This is a genomic window from Pacificoceanicola algae (assembly GCF_049341065.1).
In the GTDB taxonomy this organism is placed as follows: domain Bacteria; phylum Pseudomonadota; class Alphaproteobacteria; order Rhodobacterales; family Rhodobacteraceae; genus Pacificoceanicola.
In genome coordinates this window covers 1-21,098 of the sequence record NZ_JBMPIX010000031.1, presented here as the reverse complement: position 1 = coordinate 21,098, position 21,098 = coordinate 1, and the positions used below count along the sequence as shown (strand labels likewise).

General features: G+C 60.1%; 14 protein-coding genes and 3 pseudogenes. 5 read left to right on the top strand and 12 right to left on the bottom strand.

What is annotated here, in order from left to right; translation table 11 throughout:
* Positions 1-105: 105 nt before the first annotated feature.
* From ACOYQJ_RS23795 to ACOYQJ_RS23765, 7 genes are all read right to left on the bottom strand, one after another.
* Positions 106-1,050, bottom strand: a complete 945-nt coding sequence (locus ACOYQJ_RS23795) for a hypothetical protein (RefSeq protein WP_422908399.1) — start codon at positions 1,048-1,050, stop codon at positions 106-108.
* On the bottom strand, positions 1,047-2,750 hold the full coding sequence (locus tag ACOYQJ_RS23790; RefSeq protein WP_422908398.1) for a hypothetical protein: 1,704 nt from the start codon (positions 2,748-2,750) through the stop codon (positions 1,047-1,049). The genes ACOYQJ_RS23795 and ACOYQJ_RS23790 overlap by 4 nt, the downstream gene beginning before the upstream one ends.
* Positions 2,747-3,865: a DegT/DnrJ/EryC1/StrS family aminotransferase gene (locus ACOYQJ_RS23785; RefSeq protein ID WP_422908397.1), complete on the bottom strand. Its 1,119-nt coding sequence runs from the start codon at positions 3,863-3,865 to the stop codon at positions 2,747-2,749. Before ACOYQJ_RS23785 ends, ACOYQJ_RS23790 begins: the two co-directional genes overlap by 4 nt.
* A gap of 103 nt (positions 3,866-3,968) precedes the next feature.
* Positions 3,969-5,348: a sulfotransferase family protein gene (locus tag ACOYQJ_RS23780; protein ID WP_422908396.1), complete on the bottom strand. Its 1,380-nt coding sequence runs from the start codon at positions 5,346-5,348 to the stop codon at positions 3,969-3,971.
* Between the two features lie 10 nt (positions 5,349-5,358).
* Positions 5,359-9,303, bottom strand: a complete 3,945-nt coding sequence (locus tag ACOYQJ_RS23775) for a glycosyltransferase (RefSeq protein WP_422908395.1) — start codon at positions 9,301-9,303, stop codon at positions 5,359-5,361.
* Positions 9,304-9,597: 294 nt separating this feature from the next.
* Complete coding sequence (locus ACOYQJ_RS23770; RefSeq protein ID WP_422908394.1) at positions 9,598-9,741, bottom strand: hypothetical protein; 144 nt, start codon at positions 9,739-9,741, stop codon at positions 9,598-9,600.
* Between the two features lie 398 nt (positions 9,742-10,139).
* Positions 10,140-11,039, bottom strand: coding sequence for a calcium-binding protein (locus ACOYQJ_RS23765; RefSeq protein ID WP_422908393.1), 900 nt, complete (start codon positions 11,037-11,039; stop codon positions 10,140-10,142).
* 398 nt (positions 11,040-11,437) lie between these two features.
* Between ACOYQJ_RS23765 and ACOYQJ_RS23760 the strand changes: the two genes are divergently transcribed.
* From ACOYQJ_RS23760 to tnpB, 3 genes and pseudogenes are all read left to right on the top strand, one after another.
* Positions 11,438-14,554, top strand: a complete 3,117-nt coding sequence (locus ACOYQJ_RS23760) for a calcium-binding protein (protein ID WP_422908392.1) — start codon at positions 11,438-11,440, stop codon at positions 14,552-14,554.
* Between the two features lie 164 nt (positions 14,555-14,718).
* Entirely contained in the window at positions 14,719-15,066 is a 348-nt protein-coding gene (tnpA, locus tag ACOYQJ_RS23755; protein ID WP_422908391.1) for an IS66-like element accessory protein TnpA, read from the top strand.
* Positions 15,063-15,212 (top strand): annotated as a pseudogene (gene tnpB / locus ACOYQJ_RS23750) (IS66 family insertion sequence element accessory protein TnpB); the annotation flags it as partial. The gene tnpA and the pseudogene tnpB, both read left to right, overlap by 4 nt.
* A gap of 96 nt (positions 15,213-15,308) precedes the next feature.
* Here tnpB and ACOYQJ_RS23745 read toward each other — a convergent pair.
* Positions 15,309-15,500 (bottom strand): annotated as a pseudogene (locus ACOYQJ_RS23745) (DUF2793 domain-containing protein); the annotation flags it as partial.
* Positions 15,501-15,590: 90 nt separating this feature from the next.
* Entirely contained in the window at positions 15,591-16,706 is a 1,116-nt protein-coding gene (locus ACOYQJ_RS23740) for a UDP-galactopyranose/dTDP-fucopyranose mutase family protein (RefSeq protein ID WP_422908390.1), read from the bottom strand.
* A 176-nt stretch (positions 16,707-16,882) separates the two neighbouring features.
* Here ACOYQJ_RS23740 and ACOYQJ_RS23735 point away from each other — a divergent pair, with 176 nt between their 5' ends.
* Positions 16,883-17,230: a hypothetical protein gene (locus ACOYQJ_RS23735; RefSeq protein ID WP_422908389.1), complete on the top strand. Its 348-nt coding sequence runs from the start codon at positions 16,883-16,885 to the stop codon at positions 17,228-17,230.
* A 363-nt stretch (positions 17,231-17,593) separates the two neighbouring features.
* On the opposite strand, the gene ACOYQJ_RS23730 is transcribed toward ACOYQJ_RS23735, so the two are convergent.
* The 3 genes and pseudogenes from ACOYQJ_RS23730 to ACOYQJ_RS23720 all read right to left on the bottom strand — a co-directional run.
* The gene (locus ACOYQJ_RS23730) at positions 17,594-17,920 is read right to left on the bottom strand and encodes a hypothetical protein (RefSeq protein WP_422908388.1); all 327 of its coding nucleotides are present in this window, start codon (positions 17,918-17,920) and stop codon (positions 17,594-17,596) included.
* A 27-nt stretch (positions 17,921-17,947) separates the two neighbouring features.
* The gene (locus tag ACOYQJ_RS23725; RefSeq protein WP_422908387.1) at positions 17,948-19,138 is read right to left on the bottom strand and encodes a hypothetical protein; all 1,191 of its coding nucleotides are present in this window, start codon (positions 19,136-19,138) and stop codon (positions 17,948-17,950) included.
* 605 nt (positions 19,139-19,743) lie between these two features.
* Positions 19,744-20,745, bottom strand: a pseudogene (locus tag ACOYQJ_RS23720) (ISNCY family transposase); the annotation flags it as partial.
* Between the two features lie 54 nt (positions 20,746-20,799).
* Here ACOYQJ_RS23720 and ACOYQJ_RS23715 point away from each other — a divergent pair.
* Positions 20,800-21,098 (top strand): transposase (locus ACOYQJ_RS23715; RefSeq protein ID WP_422908386.1); only part of this gene is annotated, 299 nt, incomplete at its 3' end.

Here is a 21,098-nt window from a genome sequence, read left to right as displayed (position 1 = left end):
GCGTGAAGCGTTTCAGGAAAAACTGGAATCGCCAATACCCTGCCGCGCGGTGCGCTGTCGGGATAGGGGCGATCCCCGGTGTGTCAGGGATGTCCCGAAAGATCCTCAAGAGGCGGGGACGCCCGCCAGTTCGGACATGACCGCGATATCCTGCCGGGTCAGAACGCTGCGATCGAAGGGGACATAGGTCTTTCCCTCGGTTCCGCCGCCGTCAAAGGCCTCGGTATATTCGGTGATGCCGGTGTCGCGTGCGGCGGCGAAGGCGGATTTGATCACGGCCTCGTCCAGATCCTGCGGGACCGCACAGTAATTCACCAGATCGCCATCCAGCTGGATGGCGTCCTCGCGCATGCGGATGATCATGCGCTCCATCTGCGGGCGGGTCAGCCGCGCGCCCAGGATCTGCGCCGAGGCGGCGATAAAGACCTGCTGTTTCCAGGTGAATTTTTCCGTCTTGGGCAGCGGACCGACCTGATCCAGCCCGGTTGCGGCCGGGCAGATGTCCTTGAAGTCCTGCAAGATGTCAAAGCCCGGCGTATAGGGCACAAGCCGCAGGCGCATCGAGCCATGTTTTCGCAGGTCCCTGAGGGCCGCAAAGAAGGTGTAGATGCCGGTCAGGCGCTGAAAGACATATTCCACCGGCGAGCCTTGAAAGCCGCCATAGCGCATTGTCTGAAGCATCATCGAATTGAGAAAATCATCGAAGCGGCGCAGGTACAGAACCCCCTGCACGTCGTCATATTCGGCGCAAAGGGCGGTGAACCGGTCAAAGATGGCGCGGTGCCGCGGACCTATGACATTGGCGAATTCCTCGCTCGAGAACACCACTTCGCGGCCCTTGGCCTGCTCAAGCACCGCCCGCAGTTCGGGGGCCGCTTCGGCAAAGCTGTCCGCGCCCCGCACCGACTGGGCCAAGGCGTGATGGCCCTTGCCGGGCCGCCGAAAGGCGGTTGGATAGGTCAGCGCATCCCCCTGTTCGCTCAGAAGAACAAGGGCCGATTGCAGGACGCTGGTGCCGGTCTTGGGCTGGCCCAGATGCAGTGTGATCATGTCTTTTGCAAAACCTTTGCGGATTCAGAGGCCCCATGCAGCGCGATGGCCTCGTCGATATAGTCCAGAACTTCATGCCCGACCCCGGTCAGACCATGTTTGTCGCGCAGCCAGTCGCGTTGCTGATCCGCATAGGCGCGGCGCGCCTGAGGTGAGGCGATCAGGGTCTCGAGCTCTTTGAAGAATGGCTCCCATGCTGTCGGGATTGTCGTGTCGGGAAGGAAGTTGCAGGGGTCCGTTCCGGCATGGCACAGCACGGCCATGTCCTCTTCGATGGCCATGGCGACGCCCATGCCGCCGCCAGCCATGGCGGGCAGGTGCACGTAAAGATCGCAATGCTGATACAGCGCGCGCAGATCCTCGGCGAATTGCAGGCAGCGGATCTGCCCGGCGTCGATCCGCGCGCGCAGGCGGGGATCATGCGCCCGCAGGGTCTCGACATCATGGACGCCGACCCAGAGCCAGAGCAGGTCGGGCCGGGCATCGAGCATATCCATGAGCGCGCCAAGGCGTTCGGCGGACAGCTGTGTGACGGCTTTTTCCAGACGCCCGCCGCTCAGCGTGCTGACCATGGTAAAGACGCCCTCGGGCAGATCGAAGGCACTGCGCGGCAGGTCAAGTCGCCGCGGCAGGACTTCCAGCGGGATGCGGTGATTGCGCCAGCGCGTGTCCGAGGCCTTTTTGGGGTCCAGTTGACCCTGATTGAGCAGCACATCGGCATAGCGATCAACCGGGTTGTTGGCATTGAACTGGATGCCCAGCGTCGGAAAGCGATGGTGCAGGGCAGGGGCCACGGCATTCGAGGCGTAGAACCCAAACCAGCGGATCACAGCATCGGGGGCAAAATCCTCGGCGCTGCTGACGATGGTCTGCAACCAGTCTTCGACCCTGTCATGGTGTTGCGGCAGGATATGCTCGACCGAGAAGTTATCGGCCATTTCGGGGTCCAGAGCCTCTTTGACGGCGGATTCGATGATCGCGGCAGAGCCCCTTGAATAGGCTTGATAGTTGCGCACCAACCAGGTGGTGGAATTGTCATAGGTCAGCAGCAGCTTGACGCGGACCGGGCTGCGCCCCTGTTCCTGCCCCGCCATCATCAGGCCGTGCGTATAGCTGACAATCTGCTTGAGGTGGGCGCCTGTGTTGGGTTCGGCCGGGATCCAGGACAGCAGCAGCAAGATGGAGGTGCCCTCCTTGTGCTCTGTTGGGGCGGCGTCCTGAACCATATTGGCGGCGGTCCAGTCCTGCATCATTTGCAGAACCCGGTCGGATTCGGCCACCAGCCGCATTTGCTCTTTCGGAGCCCCCATCGCCGTCTTCAGAAGCGGCCGCAGCAGGGCGCCGGTCATGGTGGCATGCATACGGCGAAGCAGGGCAAGGTCGTGCGTCTTGTCGAGGGGCTCAAGCTCGATATCCAGGAACTTGTGCAGGATCTGTGGTTGTTGCGTCAGCCGCGCAATCACGACTGCCGCGATAAAGCGCGCATCAAAGGCCAGCCCGGTCCGTCCGGTGATGTGATAGGCCCAGTCCGACGGGCTATGCGCGGTTTCCAGCACCTCGGGCGAGGTCATCAGGGCCATGGCCAGCTTTTGATAACTCGGATGGTCCATCGCAGCCTTCATCAGCAGCAGGTCCAGACAGGCATGCAGATAGATATCGGACTGCTCCAGATCCATCGCGGATGCGAGCTGTGAAGTCATCCTGTCGCTCCAGCCAAAAGGCCTGCCGCCCGTTCGATCCGTTCGCGCATCATGCTGCCGGTTTCGGTGGTGAAATCCGAATAGACCGGGAAGCAGGCGCAGCGATCCTGCAAGGACAGGCTGACCGGGGTCGGCACTGACAGCACCGGGCGCGGCCCGACATAGCCTTTCAGCAGGCCCGGCCAGTAGTATTTCTTGATCTCGATGCCGTTGTCGGCAAAGTCGCCGATCACCTCTTTGGTGACGGGGCTGCCGAAGATCACCGGATAGTTCGCCCAAGGGGTGGGTCCGGGGGCTTGCGCGACGCGGGCATTGTCATAGCCGGCAAAGAGTTCGTCATAAAAGGCGGCGTGGCGGGCGCGGATTTCGGTGATCGGCGCCATGCGTTGCAACATTGCCAGGCCAATGGCAGCGCGGAATTCATCGATCTTGGAATTCTGTCCCTCGCCATAGGTGCGATCGGCGTTGAACCCGAAGTTCATTGCCGATTTGATGGCGGCCAGCTTGTCGGCGGGGGCAGCGATAAATCCCCCTTCGCCGATGGCAAAGACCTTGGTGGCGTGCAGGGAAAAGACCTCGATTTCGCCATCGTCCGAGCCAAAGCGGTCGGGATGGTTCGGCGCGCCCAGACCGGCGGCGGCATCGACCAGAAGCGGCACGCCATGTTCGCGGCAGACCGCGCGCACCGGCTCCAGATCCCGGCGCAGACCAAAGGGGCGGACATGGATCACGCAGGCGATATCGGGGTGGGCCTGCAGCGCGCGGCCCAGACTTTTGGGGCAGAGCTCCCAAAGATCGGGGTCGATGTCGCAGACCACCGGCGTGGCCCCGGCGGCAAAGACGGCCTGAATGGTCGCGGCAAAGGTGAAATCGGGCAGGGCGACCTTTTTTCCATATACATTCATCGCCTGAAGCACGGCCACAAGACCGGCGGTATTGCTGGCGCAAAGTACCCCTTTGTAGCCGGGTTTCAGGTAGGCGCTGCTCATGCGGTCGGCCAATTCGGTCGCCAACGGGCCGAAGTTCGAAAAATAGCGCTGGTCGTAAGAGACCTTCAGATAGTGCGTCCAGCTGTCCGGCTCAGGCAAGGCAGGGCGAAGGAAGGGAAACAGCATGAAAATCTCCTGCCGTAGAGGGTGGCGGCAATGCCGGGCGGGGTATCCGCCCGAGGTATTGGTAGTGGATTTTCCGGGGCGATGAAAGTGGCCGCCCCGAGCCTCAGGATGCGGGTGGATTATCACCGAACAAGGTGTCGATCAGGGCCAGATCGTTGCGGTTCACCTCTTTGAGAAGGCGCATCACCTCGTCTGCGGTCTGCTCGGAGGTGCTGCCGGATTTCGACACATTGGCCTGCACCGTTTCCCATGTGAACCCGGGATAGGCCTCGGACAGGGCCTTGGCCAGATCCTCCACCGCATCATCGAACCGTGCGACATTGCCCAGCACCGTCAGGCTGCGCGCAGCCATCAGGGCGCGCTCCAGTTCGGGGGCTTCGCCGGGGACCATGGTGCCAAGGCGCGAACACTGGAAATCCCGGCACTGGCGGTCGCCGGGGTTTTTCAGGCGCGTGCGCACATAGCCCTCGAAGTCGGTCTCTTTTGCCAGCCGTGCGCCAAAGGTGTCGGCGTCCTGATGGCGCTCAAAGCGATAGGCCGAGCGGATGCGCGCAATCGGGTCACGCAGCAGAATCACCGTGATGATCCGCACCCCGGGGATGTCCGGCACAGGCCCCACCGCGGTATGGGTCGAAAAGGCGACTGCGTCTTTTTCTTCGCGGATCCAGTCAGCCAGATCGGCGCTGTTGTTGTTGCGGGCCATGGAAAATTCGCGTGTCACCCAGCGATCGCCAAAATTCTGCTTGAGGATCTGATCCAGCGAGGTGCCGGCATTCTTGAACAGGTGGTAGTGCAGAACAATGGTGCGTTCGGCAGGCTTATTCGTCATTCTTGGTCTTCCTTTGCGATGCGCATAGCCACACCAGTAAATATCCGCGGCATATCGGTCGATGATATCCGCACGGAGGTCGTCATCAAGCTCGGCAATGGGCATGTCCGGGTTCCGGCCAAGATGAGCCAGACGCTCTGCATGGCTGTTGGACACCCCGATCGCGCGCGGCCCCTCTGTATTCCCGGCCAGATCATCAAGCCAGTCCACAACCTGCCCCAGCCCGTCCTCGAGACGAAAAAGCCGGGTGCCGGGCGGGCAGAACTCCAGCATCGAGCGGGTGTGATTGTCCAAAGCATACCCCGGCAGCGGCAGTGTCTCCACCCAGTCGCGAAAAACCGTGTCTTCGGGGATCGTCTGTTCGATGTCGCGCTGGCGCAGAAAGACGCTGTGCAGCCGGTCGCAGGGATGGCGGACGATGGCAAAGCTTGCGTCGAAAAAGCCCGACGGGAACAGCCGCGCCAGCGCATCGCGATCCACATGCTGCGGCGACGAACGGGTCCAGCGCTGCTCTTCGGGTTTCGACAGGTAGAGCGGGTCGGCTAAGGCCAAGGGCCCGAACCGCGCCCGCAAATATCGCTCGACCGAAGTGCCCGCTGCCCGGGGGACATGCGCGAAATAGACCAGCTTATCGGCGATGCGGATGATCGGCATGGGGTGTCCGTTACTTGACCCAAGGATCCATACTAGAGAAAAGCCCGATTTTTTCCAATGCGTTGCGCATCTGCTCCTGCCCAACCTCGAAGGAAAAGCGCAGCGCCGCGAGATCGCGGGCATTGGTCACCAGCTTCTCCCACAGCGCGGCATCGTCATAGAGGCTCACGATCGACTCTTCCCACTCTTCGGGGGTCTTGGCGATCAGGCAGTCACGGCCATGCAGCAGGCCGATGCCCTCGGCGGCCAGCGGGCTGAGCACGCAGGGGATGCCATGCGCCAGCGCGCTCAGCACCTTGCCCTTGATCCCCGCGCCCGAGAGCAGCGGCGCGACAAAGACCATGTGCCGGTTGTAGGAGTCCTCGATCTCTTCGACGAAGCCGATGGGATCGACGTTCGGCGCCTTCAGCGCCTTGACCTTGTCGTTCATCCGCGAGCCGTAGATCGCAAGCTCGATTTCCGGACGCGAATTGGCCAGCCGCGACATCACCGATTTGGTGAACCACTCGACGCCCTCGACGTTCGGGTGATGCTGGAAACCGCCAAGGAAGGACAGCCCGACGCGGCCCTTGCGCGGCGGGGTCTTTTCGGGAAGGTCGAGCACCCAGGGGCAGGGCAGCACCTTGATCGCGCCTTCGGACTGGGCCTCGATGACCGAATGCTCCATCTCGTTGTAGGACAGCACCGCATCGACGCTGCGCATGGCGGCGAATTCTTCGGTCTGCACGGCGCGGGCCGCATCCTTTTGCGCCTCGTCATTTTCGGCCACCGCCTTGCGCAGCAGACGCAGGTAATGCAGGTCGGCATTGTTCATCAGCACCGGCGCCTGCGGGTTGGCCGCCCGGATCTGCGACACGACGCTGTTCACCACATGATAGCGGGTGATGTAGAAGGCATCGAACTCGGCGCCGCGCGCCTGCAGGAACTCATCGATCGAGCGGTAGAAGGGCGAGTAGATCACCTCGACCCCCATCTTTTGCAGCGCATCGGTGTAGCTGCCCAGATGGGCAAGGTTTTCCGGCAGGAAGGTGACCTTGTAGCCCAGCGACTGCACCAGCTTGATCTCCTGCAAGGCGGCATAGCTGCCGGCGCTCTGGTCCGGGGTGGGCGTGGTGTAGTCGATGAACAGGATGCGCCCGGCGATGCCGCGGTCCTTTTCCAGATCCGGCGCGGTGCCGACCTTGGAGAAATTGGCATAGGCCTTGGCCCAGCGGCGTTTGAACTTGGGGCGGTTGACCTCTTGAAAGCGCTTGAAGCCGGAGGCGGTGCTGGTGCCGCTGGTCATGCCCTCGTAGTGGTAGACCACCGAGGAGGGCACGAACCACGTGGTATAGCCCGCATCACGCACCTTGAACGACAGGTCGGTGTCCTCGAAATACATCGGTTCAAGATACGACGACAGCCCGCCGACCTCTTCCCAGATCTCGCGGGTGGTCATGAGCGCCGCACCCGACAGGTAGTCGGCCTGACGGGCATAGCTGAAGCGCGGCTCGTTCGGGTTCTGACGGTTGCCGTAGTTCCACGGATCGCCCGAGCCCCAGATGATGCCGCCGGCATCCTGCAGGGTGCCGTCCGGGTAGAGCAGCTTGGAGCCGACGAGGCCGACGTTCGGGAACCGGTCAAACCCGTCGATCAACGCATCGAGCCATCCGGTGGTCGGCTCGGTGTCGTTGTTGAGCAGAACGACATATTTGCCCCTGGCCTTGGCCACCCCGGCGTTGCAGGCGCGGATGAAGCGCATGGGCTCTTCGTTGTGGATCACGGTGATGCCGCTGACCAGATCCTCGAGGGTGGCGGTTTCATCCGTCGAGGCGTCATCGACAAGGATCACTTCAAAGCTGGCCTTGTTCCAGGCCAGCAGCAGCGCGCAGAGCCCGGCATAGGTGACCTTCACCTTGTTATGCGCGGGGATGACGATGCTGACGTCCGGATTTTTGACCTCGGGGAATGCCAGCGGCTTGAGCTTGAGCTTTTCGTGCCCCGCTTCGAGCGCATCGAGCGCCATGGACAGCTGGGCCATCTGATCTTCCGGAGTGCCCGCCTTCATATGGGCGCGCAGCGCCTTGAAGCGCAGCGGCGACTGCGGGAAGAGATCGCTGCCGATGGCCTTGGCGCCCTCGTGCTGAAGCACCGCCACCGGGGTCAGCTGCCGCGGCGGCAGGAACCAGTTGGCCCAGTAGATGCGGTTGCCCGACGGATCGCGCAGCTCCAGCCAGCTGTGCTGGCCGGTCAGATGGGTCTGCGGGATGCGCACCATGTTGTTGCCATCCTCGAGCCGGATCGGGAAGGCGGGCGTGCCATTGACCCAGGCCACGGCCTTGACCGGACCGTTGGAATGGAACTCCAGGACATGGCCCCAGTCCTTGTGGATGTGCACGCCGACCACGTGGCCGGGCAGCAGCACGATCTGTGCGCCGTCGACCCGCAGCACGATATCGTCTCCGGGGCTGAGCTTGGCGATGTCGAGATCGGCGCGATACCATCTGGCGGTGCCGGTGGCGTCATTGTCCAGATGCAGGCTGATCGGGGATTTCAGACGGCTGGCCCCAGCGCGGGTCAGGCAGGGCTGGGCAACGAAAAACACATGCGGGTCGGCGCTCGCGGTGCTGTCTCCGCCAAGATAGTCAAGCTCCAGACGCAGGATCTGGTCCTGCGAGCGGGCGGGCAGGGGCACCTGCACCGATTGATAGCCGGCGCTGTTCGCCCCCCCCTGCGAGCCGCGATCAAAGGCGACGCGGGTGCTCCAGACGGGGGTGTTCTGGCTGTCCGAAAGCGTCAGGACCAACGCGCCGCGCGCCCGGTGGCAGGCCAGATCGGTGCGGAACATCACATCCCCGTCCGCAGGGGTCAGCGCCATCTCGCCGCCGAGTTTCACCGGCTGCGGGCCAACCTGAGGGTTCAGCACGACGCGCAGGGTGCTCCAGCCCGACACCTGCCATTCGCCCAGATCGTTGAACTGCTGATCGCCCGCGGTGTCCGGTTCCGCCGCCAGCGGAAAGCTGCGGGTCATTTCATCAAGGGTGGGCGCCGGATCGGCTGGGGCGAAAGACACTTCGGTACGGCCGCACGCCAGATGAGGCCCCGCCGCGAGAAAGTCCGGCCCGGCCTTGGCAAAAACCGTCCCTTCGCAAAAGGAAATCTCGCAGAGGTTGGCATTGGCAGACTTCGTTTTAAACATCTTTTTCACATCCATAAGGGGCTTGGTTGCAAGGTGGGCGCTGCTGGCCGGGGCGGCCTGCGCAAAGGGGGGCTTCTTACGGTCCTGTAGTCTGCCGTGCAAAGTCAGGATATCCACCTGTAGCGCTTTGGGCAGTTGTGACAGGAAGGCTTTCATATGCTGGGCCGCTTCCCCGCCGTGATAGCCACGGCTTTCGGGGTGGTGCACGCGGTGGCGGGTGTCGCGGACCGCCTGCAGCCCGTGCTGACGGGCGTAACACAGGGCAACCCAGTCGATGCCCCAGCCAAGGTTGTTGCTGTCATAATCCAACCCGCGCAACTGATCGAGCACCGCCGGGCCAAGCGCCCAGACCACGCCGTCGGTCTGCGCCACCCGCACCAGATCGCTGCCGTCCAGCAGGCCTTCGTGCACCAGATCGGTGGGCCAGGGAGTCCAGGTCAGGTCCGGCGCCCAGACGCCAACCTGCGGATGCGCGGCAAAGGCAGCGGTGCAGTCAGCCACCAGCGCTGACCAGTTGTCATAAGAAACGTCCGCCTGAATCTGCAGCTGGATATCGCCGGGGGCCACCAGATCCAGCGCCGCGCGGAACTTGCGCCCGAAGAACCAGCTTTGCGGGACCTGAATCCAGTTGCCGGGGCCGGTTTCTTCAAGACCTGCGCTGTTGGAGTAGATGACCGAAAGCTTGTCGACGACCCCGTCAAGCTGGCGGGCGATGTCAAGAGCCCGGTCATATTGGCCGTCCCAGCTGATGATAATCGCATGGATCGCTGAGGGCATGCCTGAACTCTTGGTGGTCGTAGGGTTGTCGCAGAGCCCGATCGCCCAGCAGTTGTGTGTCTCTAACGCAAAGACCACAATGTCACAATACGCCTGCCAGATCAGAGCAAAGGGCCGGGGCGCCCCCGTGGTATAAGAGGCGTCGCGGACCGGCCCGCTCACATCCAGATCGCAGCTTGGGGACGCGGTCCCGATGCCCACCTTGGGGTAGATTCCGGTAAGGGGCAGCATCGTATCACAAGGAATTCTGTCGTTGCCGTTTCATTATTTCCAGCACGGTGTTTTTGCCGATTCCTAAATCGCGCGATGCCGCGCCGAGTCGTGATTGGCGGCGTTGTAGATCGACTTCAGGCTGACGTTGCACTGTGCGGCAAGCTTGCCAGCAGGAACGCCTTGAGACTGCTCTCTGACGATGCTCAGACGGTCAGTCTCGGTCAATCTGCTGCCGGGTGACATTTTGAAGTTAACGTTCCTATTTCTTGCCAACTTCGTACAAGCGTGCCTTCTCCCAACGCAAGTGGAGTCGGCGCTAAGGGCTTGTACTCAATTTAGAAAATAGGTCCTTGGGGTCTATTTCACGTATTCTGTCAAATACATGGCGCATCGCGCGCAATGTATCGTGCCACGCGTCTTCCTAATCGCGTCCTCGGCCAATGGTAAATGTCAGAGGGACCGAAAACTGGCCAATATCTCTCCGGGAAACTAACCAATTTTCCACCGGGATTGACAATTGCGCCAGCTGCAAGGCTCTCCATAAGGGTTACGCACTTTTGAGGGCCAGTGCCGCTTCCGAACGGCGAACATGCTGAATACCGCAAGGCGAGGAGTATTCCAGGTCAGATCGCATCGATGATCGATATTTCCTCAGCGAACGGCGCATTCTGAGTGGCAACAGTCGCAAAGACCTTCCCGTCGACCACAATTTCGCTGATTGTAGGGTCATTTTTAGACAGGCGTACTTCAAGGCTGGGGACCTGCCCCGATCCGTCGCCTTCATACAGAAAAACGACTTGGTCGGTTTCCGGATCAAAGTCCATCAGGTTGGCTGGACCTGCGGCTTCTGAACCACCCAAGACGAAAACGTCTTCGCCCTGCCCGCCGAACGCCCAATCATTGGAGCCCAGCATCAAGGTATCGTTACCCTCGCCACCGTTCAGGAAATCCTGCGCAAAATCATCCGTTTCTTCGTATCCAACGAGAAGATCATCACCAGCCCCGCCCAAAAGCGTATCTGCGCCACCGCCCCCTCTCAAGGTATCATCGTCTGCGCGACCGTGGAGAGCATCATCCCCATCCCCACCAAGCAACGAGTCGTCGCCACTCCCGCTTTCCATACGATCATCGCCGGCTTCACCAGAGAGGGTGTCGCTGCCCTCATAGCCGTAGAGTTCATCTGCGCCGCTGCTCCCGAACATCTCATCATCACCAGCACTACCCAGCAAGGTGTCATCACCGCTGCTACCAGCGATTGGTTCACTTTGGGTCACGCCTTGGTCAGATTCCAACCCATCATCGGGCGTTGCCTCGCCGACAGCGGTTTCCCCCGTTCCCATGTTGGGCGGCGAAGCGTCGTTGTTGCCGCCATCGCCGATGGCGAAGTCAAGGATGCCTGGTATCGCAGCTTCGGAGCCAGCCATGTCGTCTGTTTCGGAAGCAGACGACTCCAGAGCGTCCGAAGGGTCATCCCCTTGAACGTCATCAGGTTCTGGTTGGAAGGAGAAGACGAGGCTGCTCACCGCCATCATCCCGATTATACCAGCTAGAAAGAGCATATTTCGTCACCTCTTGTAGCAGACAACAACAACGCCCCGCCAGAGACAAGGATTTCCGAACTCAACCGTTAACGGTTGCGAGGCTCGATGTCCGCAAAACAAAGTCCGGTTGTCGGCGACAAACCCGGCAAAACAAAGGCAGTGGCGACCATCAAGAAAACCAATCACAGAGCAATCTATCACATAATTAAATCAAGCTGTCAGAAAGCCCGGAAACTGAAAACGAGAAGGCATGGGGCTTTTCAATATGCATAATATCAAATGCTATCTGATGCCCACGCATCTGCCACATTCGCGCCCAAAGGTCTCACAAGACATCCAGCAATCTCACCGGCACAGAAACAAGCCGTGAGTTTCAGCAGATGCCGACCTATTCAATCACGTTTGAAGGCAGCCAGGGTACAGGGCACTATGTTTCCGATGATCTTTTTGGCGCCAACGCCCTGCACGATATCAACCTTGGATCTGAGGTCGATTTTGCCCCCTCCGAAGGATTTCAGGATGCATTGGAAACCAATGACATTCGCAACCTGAGATATCCGGGGGGGCATGTCGAAAACACGATCGATGTGACCTACATGCCAAATGGTGAATTGCGCCCGGAAGTCAGGGACTTCCTCGATTGGTGTGTCGCAAACAGCCTCGATGGCGTTCAATACCAGGTGACCTTTGTGCTTCCGACCAAGGTCGACATCCCTGCAGAACAGATCACCGCCTTCGTAGAAGCCCTTCTCACTGAATACGGAGATATCATCGGGGCGCTTGAGATCGGCAACGAATACTCCATCGGCGTAGAGGTCGAAAACCCGGATCGATCCGTGCACCCTGAGTTCATCGAGGGCAGCGACTTCATCCCCGCCATGAATGAAACAGAATACGGCATAATGGCAAACAAGGTCATCAATGCCGTGCAGGATGCGCTCGACAACCTTTTCGCCGCAGATCCTCTCAACGCGCCAGACCCGGCAATCCTTTTGCAGATGGCGGAAACGAATGGCAGCGCCAGCGACTACAAGGGCGGTGAGGATTCAGGCAACTACGATCTGGCAAACGAAGCCATCATTTCCTGGCTGGACGACCGGGCCATACAGGCCGTCGATGGCGCCGTGGTTCACTATTACTACAATATCGATCGCGTCGACTCTGCCGTGTTTTCCGATGATGAATGGCGGCAGGTGCGCAGGATAGACGAGCGGTTTGCCAACTTTGAAGAACAGCTTGGTAAAGACCTTGATCTCTACATCACCGAATGGAATGTGCTGGCCGGCAACCTGACCCAGCATGGTGCATCCAGCGCCTCTATCCTTCTGGAAATGTTCGAGTTCATGGTCCGGATGGATACCTCGGATGCATATATCTGGCCGCTCCAGCACCGCACCGCGAACTCCGTCATGGGGGACAGGGACAGCAGCGGCGTCGAGTATTCCATGGGTGGGGCCGTCTTCTCCATGATGATGGACAATTTGCGCCCCTGGGAAAGCTCGATCGGGCCCGCCGATGTTATGGAAAGCATGTCCACCCAATGGATGGGTGAAGCTGCTGAAGTCGAGATCAACCACTTCAGCAGCCCCTACCGAGACGTGTTCTATGTGTCCCTGCGCTCGGACATCCCGTCCACCGTGGATATCGATATCTCATCGATGCTTCAATCCGGGGACAGTGTCGAAGTGACCCGCCTGACGATCGACCCAGAGAGTTCGGATGGACTGAGCGATTACGCCAATGAGGACGGAGGTGAACGAATTCCGCGCAGGGTCATCAATCAGGAAGAATTGGACCAACTGGAAACCCTGGCATTCTTTGACCCCAAAAATGCCAATCACGTCAAAATCTCGAACGGCGAGATAATGACCTATTTGCCGCCCTACGAGACGATTATCCCCTTGGTGGATAACCCTCAGTCTATCGACGACTACTATTTCACGTCCGAAGCGGACGTGGAACCTCTGATTATGATCCTGACCACGCCATCAAGCGACAGCGGAGAATTGTCCTTGGACCTTCTTCCTTTTGATGTCGTGATGATTGTTGTCGAGCATGAGCTTGTGTTCGAGGGGGGCAATGACGGTGATTATCTTGTCGGCGGCGCTGGCCGCGACGTGATGTTGGGTAGACTTGGCAACGATGTTCTGATCGCAGGCGAAGGCGACGATCTACTCAAAGGAGGTTGGGGCAACGACCAGCTTTATGGCGGCGAAGGCAATGATTCCCTAGTCGGCTCTGATGGGAACGACAAGATGTCAGGCGGGGCAACCTTGTTTGGCAACGATCCGGGTGATGTGAACAGTGGCGACGACACACTCGACGGGGGAGAAGGGAACGATACCATGAACGGTCGGGACGGCAACGACACGCTCTACGGCGATGTCGGTCATGATCGCATGTTCGGTGGCGACGGCAACGACAGGCTGTTTGGCGGTGAAGGGGCGGATTTCATCTGGGGGCAGACAGGCAACGATCGTCTCAATGGCGGCCTCGGTTACGACTTTTTGTTCGGGGGAGACGGCGACGACACGATCCTCGGTGAGGACCAAAACGACCGGCTTTTCGGGGAAGACGGGAATGACGTCCTGAATGGCGGCCGCGGCACTGATACTCTTTATGGCGGCAGCGGCGACGACAGCATCGCAGGGGGCGACAACGCCGACCGGCTGTCAGGCGGCGACACAATGTTCGGAAGCAAACCCGGAGACCTGAACAGTGGCAATGATACATTGGATGGCGGGGCAGGGAATGACACCCTGAGCGGTCGTGATGGCAACGATAGCCTGAATGGCGGCGACCACAATGATCGTCTCTTTGGTGGCACTGGCGATGACACCATGCACGGCGATGATGGCGCAGATTTCCTGTGGGGCAAGGCTGACAACGATGTCCTGACTGGCGGAAACGGCGCGGACTCGATGTTTGGCGGCTTTGGTGATGACAGTCTTCAAGGCGATAGCGGCGACGACAAGCTATCAGGCGGCGAAACCTTCTTCGGCAAAACGCCTGGCGATTTGGACAGCGGCAACGATACCCTTGATGGCGGCGCCGGGAATGACACCCTGAACGGTCACGATGGCAACGATAGCCTGCTGGGAGGCGCCGACAATGATCGCCTTTTCGGCGGCACGGGCGATGACGCCCTGTTCGGAGGCGATGGCAACGATTTTCTGTGGGGGCAAAGCGGAAACGACCATCTGGATGGCGGTGCCGGCTCAGACTTTCTTCATGGAGGAAGCGGAGATGACACTCTCACCGGAGGTGCGGGCACAGATACATTTATCTTCTATGACAATGGTGGAAATGATACCATTTCAGACTTTGAGAACGGCTTGGACCGTATCGACCTGCGCGGGCTTTCGACAGTTTCGACATGGGGTGATCTGGATATCAGGCAGGTTTCCGGTGGTACAGAAATCGATTTAGGGGAAGACATTTTGTTCCTGACCAATATCCAAGCGAGCGATATCGACGTGAACGATTTCCTTCTTTGACTGGTCACCAGCAGAACTCAAATCAATGCTATCCTTCGTTCGGGTTTCGTCATGCTGTCCTCTTTCTGTCTGCATGAAGGTAAGCGTCAGGTGTCACTGCTCTGCCGCGCATAGAGGGTGATCGATAGTGTCCACCATTAGATAGTGGAGACTATGGGGGCGTTATGGCGCGTCGGACGAAGCGGCTTTGGACGGATGAGGAGAAGCGGTCGATCTGTTTGCAGACGACGGCGCCGGGCGTGTCGGTTGCGCGTGTAGCACAGCGTTACGCGATGAACGCCAACCTGATCTTCAAGTGGCTGCGCGACCCGCGCTATGAGCCGGATGCGGCCTGTTTTCTTCCCGTCGAGATCGTCGATCGGCCCATGCACGAGAATAGCAAAGCCGTCGCAGGTCCGGTGCCCGCGGCAGGCGCGATCAAGATCGATACCGCGGGTGACCACCGGCTGCGGATCAGCGGGACCTACGATCCCGAGGCGCTTGCCCGGCTGATCCGGGGCCTGTCCGGATGATCCCGGTTCCGACGAACACAAAGGTCTGGCTGGCGGCAGGCGTGACGGACATGCGGAGCTGGTTCACCACCCTCGCGGTCCAGGCGGAGACTATGCTGAAGCAGGACCCGTTCGCCGGGCACATGTTCGTCTTCCGCGGTCGGCGAAGGAGGGCAAGATCGCGCTGACTCCGGCGAAGCCGGCCTGCGGGGCCACGAACAGCCAGGCCTCGTCGATCCAGGCGGCAAGCTCATGCTCCAAGCGCCTGTCGGAAAGGCGCCCAGTGCCCAGATTCCACCGTCTTCGAGGACGATGGGCGGCGTGCTGGCATCGAATTCCTCGATGGCCAGTTGCACCAAAAGGTCCAGCCGCTCGAGCGTGGCGTTATGTGTCACGTGTTTTTGCGCCTGTGCAGGCAGCAGGTAGGGCAGTGAAAGACGGGCGGAAATGTCCATAAGGCGGCTCCGGATCTGGGGGCGCCCAAGCATCAGGCCGAGTCGTTGACAGGGTCCGAAGGCACCGTACAGTGCCCTGTTTGGCAGTGTTCAGGGGGCCTTGAAGCGCGCCACCAGAGCCCTTGAGGCATCCAGCGCGGCGCGGATGGTCACGTCCATGTCCATATAGGCATAGGTGCCAAGGCGACCCAGAAAGGTGACGTCTTCCTCGGCTTCGGCCAGCGCCTGATAGCCCTGCAGCATGGCCATCTCATCGACCAGCCGGATAGGGTAATAAGGGATATCGTCAGGCCCGCATTCGCGCGAGACCTCGCGGTACAGAACGCTGCCCTCGTGGTTTTCCCACGGGGCAAAATGCTTGTGCTCGGTGATCCGGGTGAAGGGCACATCCCTGTCGCCGTAATTCATCACCGCGCAGCCCTGCCAATCGCCCGTGGCGGTGAAGCGTTCGAAATCCAGCGTGCGATAGCCCAGCCGCCCCAACCGTGCGCCGAAATAGCCATCCAGCGGCCCGGTCCAGATCAGATGATCGCCGCGCGCCACTTGATCGGCGCTGACCTCGCGGCTTAGGTGCACATCTATATTGGGGTGATCAAGGATTGCCTCGACCATCAGGGTATAACCTTGCTCGGGCATGCCCTGAAAATCATGGGCAAAGTAGTTGTCATTGTAATCAAAACGCAGCGGCAGCCGCTTGAGGATCGAAGCAGGCAGGCTTGAGGGTGCCAGCCCCCATTGCTTTTCCGTGTAGCCCTTGAAGAAGGCCTTATACAGCCGCGGGCCAACGAACCTCAGCGCCTGTTCTTCAAAGCTTTGCGGGTTGGTTATGCTGCGATCGGCCTCGTGCTGCTCGATATAAAGCCGCGCCTCTTCGGGGCGGAAGGTCCGGCCAAAGAACTGGTTGATCGTGTGCAGCCCGATGGGCATGGCATAGACCGCGCCCTGCACGGTGGTTTTCACCTGATGGCGATAGGGGCGGAACGTGGTGAAACTGTTCACATAGTCCCAGACCTCGGCATCGGATGTGTGAAAGATGTGCGGGCCGTAAAGATGCACCATGACGCCGGTGTCCGGGCAACGCTCGGTATGGCAGTTGCCCGCCACATGGGCGCGGCCGTCGTAAATCGTCACGCGGTGGCCCGCTTCGGCCAGCTCCCGGCCTGCAACGGCCCCCGAAAGACCAGCTCCGACAATGGTGATCTGCATGTGGTTCTGCCTGCCTGCTTCCTTACCGCCACACTAAGACGGCCCCCGAACAGAGACAACCGCCGGACTTGAAATAAAGCTTAGGTAAACTGCCCGTTTTTGCCCAAATCCGGACGCTCGGACCCCGCGTTACGCGGGCATTTGCACCCCATCGCCAAGCCTTTGGGGGCTATGTCATGTATCTGCACTGGGACGGTCACATCGCGACCGGGGATCCGAATCTGGACGGTAATCTGCAGGCGCTGGACATTGTCACGACTGCGTCGGGAACATTTCTTTATGCCGACACCGGGCAGGACGGCGGGGTCACCGCCTACAAGCTGAGCCTAGGCAGCAGCCTGCTGACCGAGATCGACCGCGCCTATTTCCCGGCCTGGATGGGCGGGGCGGCGGGTGGGATGCTGGACTATGCGGTGATCGATGGCACCCCGCAGTTGGTTTTGGCGGCGGCTCGGGGCCGCTTATGGGCTATCAGTTGGGCTGCAACGGCCAGATCAAATGGGTCACGCAGACCGGCGGGCTGACCTCGGGCACCTAGCATGTCGCGGATGTGGCCTATTCCGGTGGCTGTCTATGTGGCTGACGACGCCACCGGTCAGCTCCGAACCTATTTGCCGCAATCTGCCGGGCTTGCGCTCAACGGCGCCTCTTACGAGTTGGGTGTCGGGGTCGAGTTGGAAACCGTGATCCTGGGCGGGCAAGAGATTCTGCTGGCCACCAGCATGCTGCGCGGCGGCTTGGTCAGCTTTGCCCTCGATGCGAGCACGGGCAGGCTGCGTGCGGTGGATTACGCGGGCGCCGAAGAGGGGCTTGGCGTCGCCCCCACTGCGCTTGAAGTGACCGAGGCCTTTGGCCAGACTTGGGTGATCCTTGGCGCCGCGGACAGCTCATCGCTGAGCGTGATGAAGCTGGATGTTTCGGGCAGCCTCACGCCGGTCGACCATGTGATCGACGGGTTGAACACCCGCTTTGGCGGGGTCCACTCCGTCGCGGTCGTGACCGTCGAAGACCGGGTTTTCGTGGTGGCAGGCGGCGCGGATGACGGGCTGAGCCTCTTTACCCTTTTGCCGGACGGGCGGCTTTTGCACCTGCAAACGATAGAACATGAAACGGGCGCTGACCTGCTCGAAGCCGGGCAAACCGGCAATGACACGGCTTATGGTCTTGCCGGGGACGATATTCTGCGGGGCGGCACCCCGGGGGCACCGCGTCAAAGATCACTTTGCGATCTGGCAGGGGGATCAGTTCAGACTGTCGACCTTGGCGCGCAGGGCGGCCATTTCGCGATCTTGCTCACTCAGACGATCGTTGAGCTGGGCGATGTAGATATGCGCCTTTTCCAGCTCGTTCAGCATGCCGGCGACCTTCTGGGTCACGTTGAACGGGCCCTCTTCGTCGGTCGGGCCGACATTCGGCAGATGGCGGTCCGAGAACATCATCTGAGCCTGCTGCGTGATGGTCGGCAGCGGATAGTCCGCGTCGAACACCCGGTCACAGCCCGATCCGCAAACCGAACCCGTGGTGGTGATATCGCCCGCCAGCGTCACGTTGCCGCTGCGGTCCAGCGCAAACTGCACGCCGCCATCAGAGTGGGTGATCAAAAAGCGGTTCGGCGCGCTGTTCTCATGGGTAAAGTACCAGGAGCCACTGACCGCGGTGTTCTCGATCGTGATGTAAGAGCCGCCATTGTTCGACATTTTCAACAGCTCGCGTACTCCAGGGGTGGCGCTGGCTTCCTGAATATAGACCCGCGCGGTGCCGTTGGTGCGTTTGACGTGCAGCGAAGCCTCGGGCGTCGTATCGCCGCCGACCCCAACGTCGTTGTTGGCCCCGATCACAAGCGACTCGCTGTCGGCGCCGGGAATGATGCGGAAGGGCAACTGGCTGCCGTTGGTGACATCGCGCACGAAAAAGCCGGCCTCGTTGCCCGCCAGGTCCCAGGTCTGCGCGGTAAAGCCAGAAGAGCCGTCCTGCTGCAACCGCAGGGTCGGCGAATCGCCGTCCACCACGTGCAGTTCAACCACCGGGGTTGCTGTCCCCAGACCGATCCGCCCACCGTCATCGACATAAAGCGAATGGCTGGGGGCGGCCGCTTCGATGGTGAACGGCGTGCGCCCGTTATCGATATCGTCGATGGAAAACTTGTTCTGACCGCCATTGCTGCTGTCATTGAAGGTCAGCTGCCAGTCCACCGTCGGGAAGGAGGACGAATTCGAGGTATCCTGCGCTTTGATCCGAAGGTTGTTTTCCTTCATGCGGATGGTGTCGAACCCAAAGTTTTCACCGTTGACGCAGTCCTGACCCACACAAAGCGATTGCTGAACGATGAGATCGTCTGCAATAACCTGATCCGCCGTGGCGCTGCTGGCAAGTGCGACAAGCGCGGTGGCTCCGAAGGCGGCAGCTTTCAAACCGGCATTCTTAATGGCCATGAATATCTCCTCATGCATTCAACTGGGGGCCGCCCCCCGAATAGGTTAGCCTTGTGTGCGGGTACTTTGTGCCGACACAAGCGCGCTTTGCTCAAGTGAAAAACCAACTTGGAAACTGATTTTACAAACGTCGCGCTCAAAACATCTCACGTGCAGCCTTACGCAAAACTTTACGTGAGGGTAAGGCAGCACTTCCCATGCACCTAACTCTTTTTGACCGGTTCGGAATTTCATTTCGCAATCGCGGCCTGCGCGCCTCTCGGAGACGCGGGTTTGCGACCAAACCTTTTTCAAAAGCGAAGGCCCTTCAATTGCGCCTCCAATTCCTCACCGGGAAAATCCTTTAGATTGCGGCAGCTTTATAGTTTGCGCGTACAAAGTCTGTTGCAACCAAGTAGAAATGTCACCGGGCTTGCAAAGTAGAAATGTCTCTAGGGGCATAAATAAACAGTTCCGCGACATGCGGAAGAAAGGCCCCCTATTTCCTGCCATGTTCCCATGCCATGTTCCCATGTTCGCTTTTCTGACCTTGCCTGGAAGATGTGAGTGATTGGAAATGTCCCACCTAGGCGCTGAGGAGAGCAAAGCCTGACAGGGCGGAGACCTCAGGTATCGCAGCCCTGTCTGGCTTTGCGTGCCGCGTTTCGCTTGCGGTCTGCGAGGGAGTTCCAGCCGTTGTTGCGGAGTCCGTTCTTCCGGTATCCGTTTCTGGCGCTTTCCGGGCTCACCTTGGCGCTGGCGGCGGCCTTGTCCTGTTCGGCCTTTATATGAGCCAGCACTGCGCTGAGGTGTTTGTTGTCGGTGATCGCTGCGTGCGTGACGCGCTGCTGATGCGGATCGAAGATGGCGCAGGGCAGGGCAACGCCATTGTGCCGAACCTGGATGCGCCCGTCGGGGAACTCGTAGGTGTCGGCATATTTGCCGACCAGACCGCGCGTCAGATCGTTGACTTCCAGCCGGATGCGCTTGTGGTCGTATTTCAGGGTCAGATCTTTGCTGACATAGCGTTTGTTGCGCAGACAGAAGATCTCGGCCAGCCGATCCGGTGCGGCGTTCAACGCACGATGCAAATTGTCTGGACGGGCAGCGGGCTTGGCAAACTTCGTGTTGTAGCGCTCCATGAAGGCGGGAAGGAACGCATTGGCCGCGTCCATGTCCGAGATGCCCGCGATGCGCAGTTCTTTGACCAGGCGGTCCTGTAGCGTCCGGTTCGCACGTTCTGCGCGGCCCTTGGCCTGGCTGGTATTGGCGCACAATATCTCGATCTGCAGCTCTGCCAAAGCGCGCCCGAACTGGGTCATACCAGTCATATGCTCGCTGGGTTTTGGTACGCGAAAGACCGTGTGTTTGTCGCTGTAGAACGCAACGGGGCGGCCGTGCGTCGTCAGATAGCGCTCCAATGCTTCGAAGTAGCTGAAGGTGCTCTCTGACTTGACGAAGCGCAGTTCCACGAGCGTGCTGGTGGCATCGTCAATGAAGACGAGCAGGGTGCAGGGATCACCCCGATCCTCGAACCAGCGGTGCTCTGAGCCGTCTATCTGAATGAGCTCACCGAAACATTCTCGGCGAAGTCTCGGTTGATGAAATGTCCGGCGCTGTTTGCGCGAGTGAACCGCGCTGGGTTTGCCGGAGGCTCCAACTCTTGAGTAGGATGGAGCATCATGAGCAAGACGGCGAACAAGTATTCCCCCGAAGTGCGCGAGCGTGCCGTTCGCATGGTTCTGGACAATCCCGGGCAGCATGAGAGCCGCTGGTCGGCGATCCTGTCGATTTCATCGAAGATCGGTTGTGCACCACAGACTCTGAACGAGTGGGTCAAGAAGGCCGAAGTGGATCGGGGTGCGCGTGCTGGCGTGACCAGCGAAATGGCCGAGAAGTTGAAGGCGCTGGAGCGCGAGAACCGCGAGTTGAAGCAGGCCAATGAGATCCTGCGCGAGGCGTCGGCATATTTTGCTCAGGC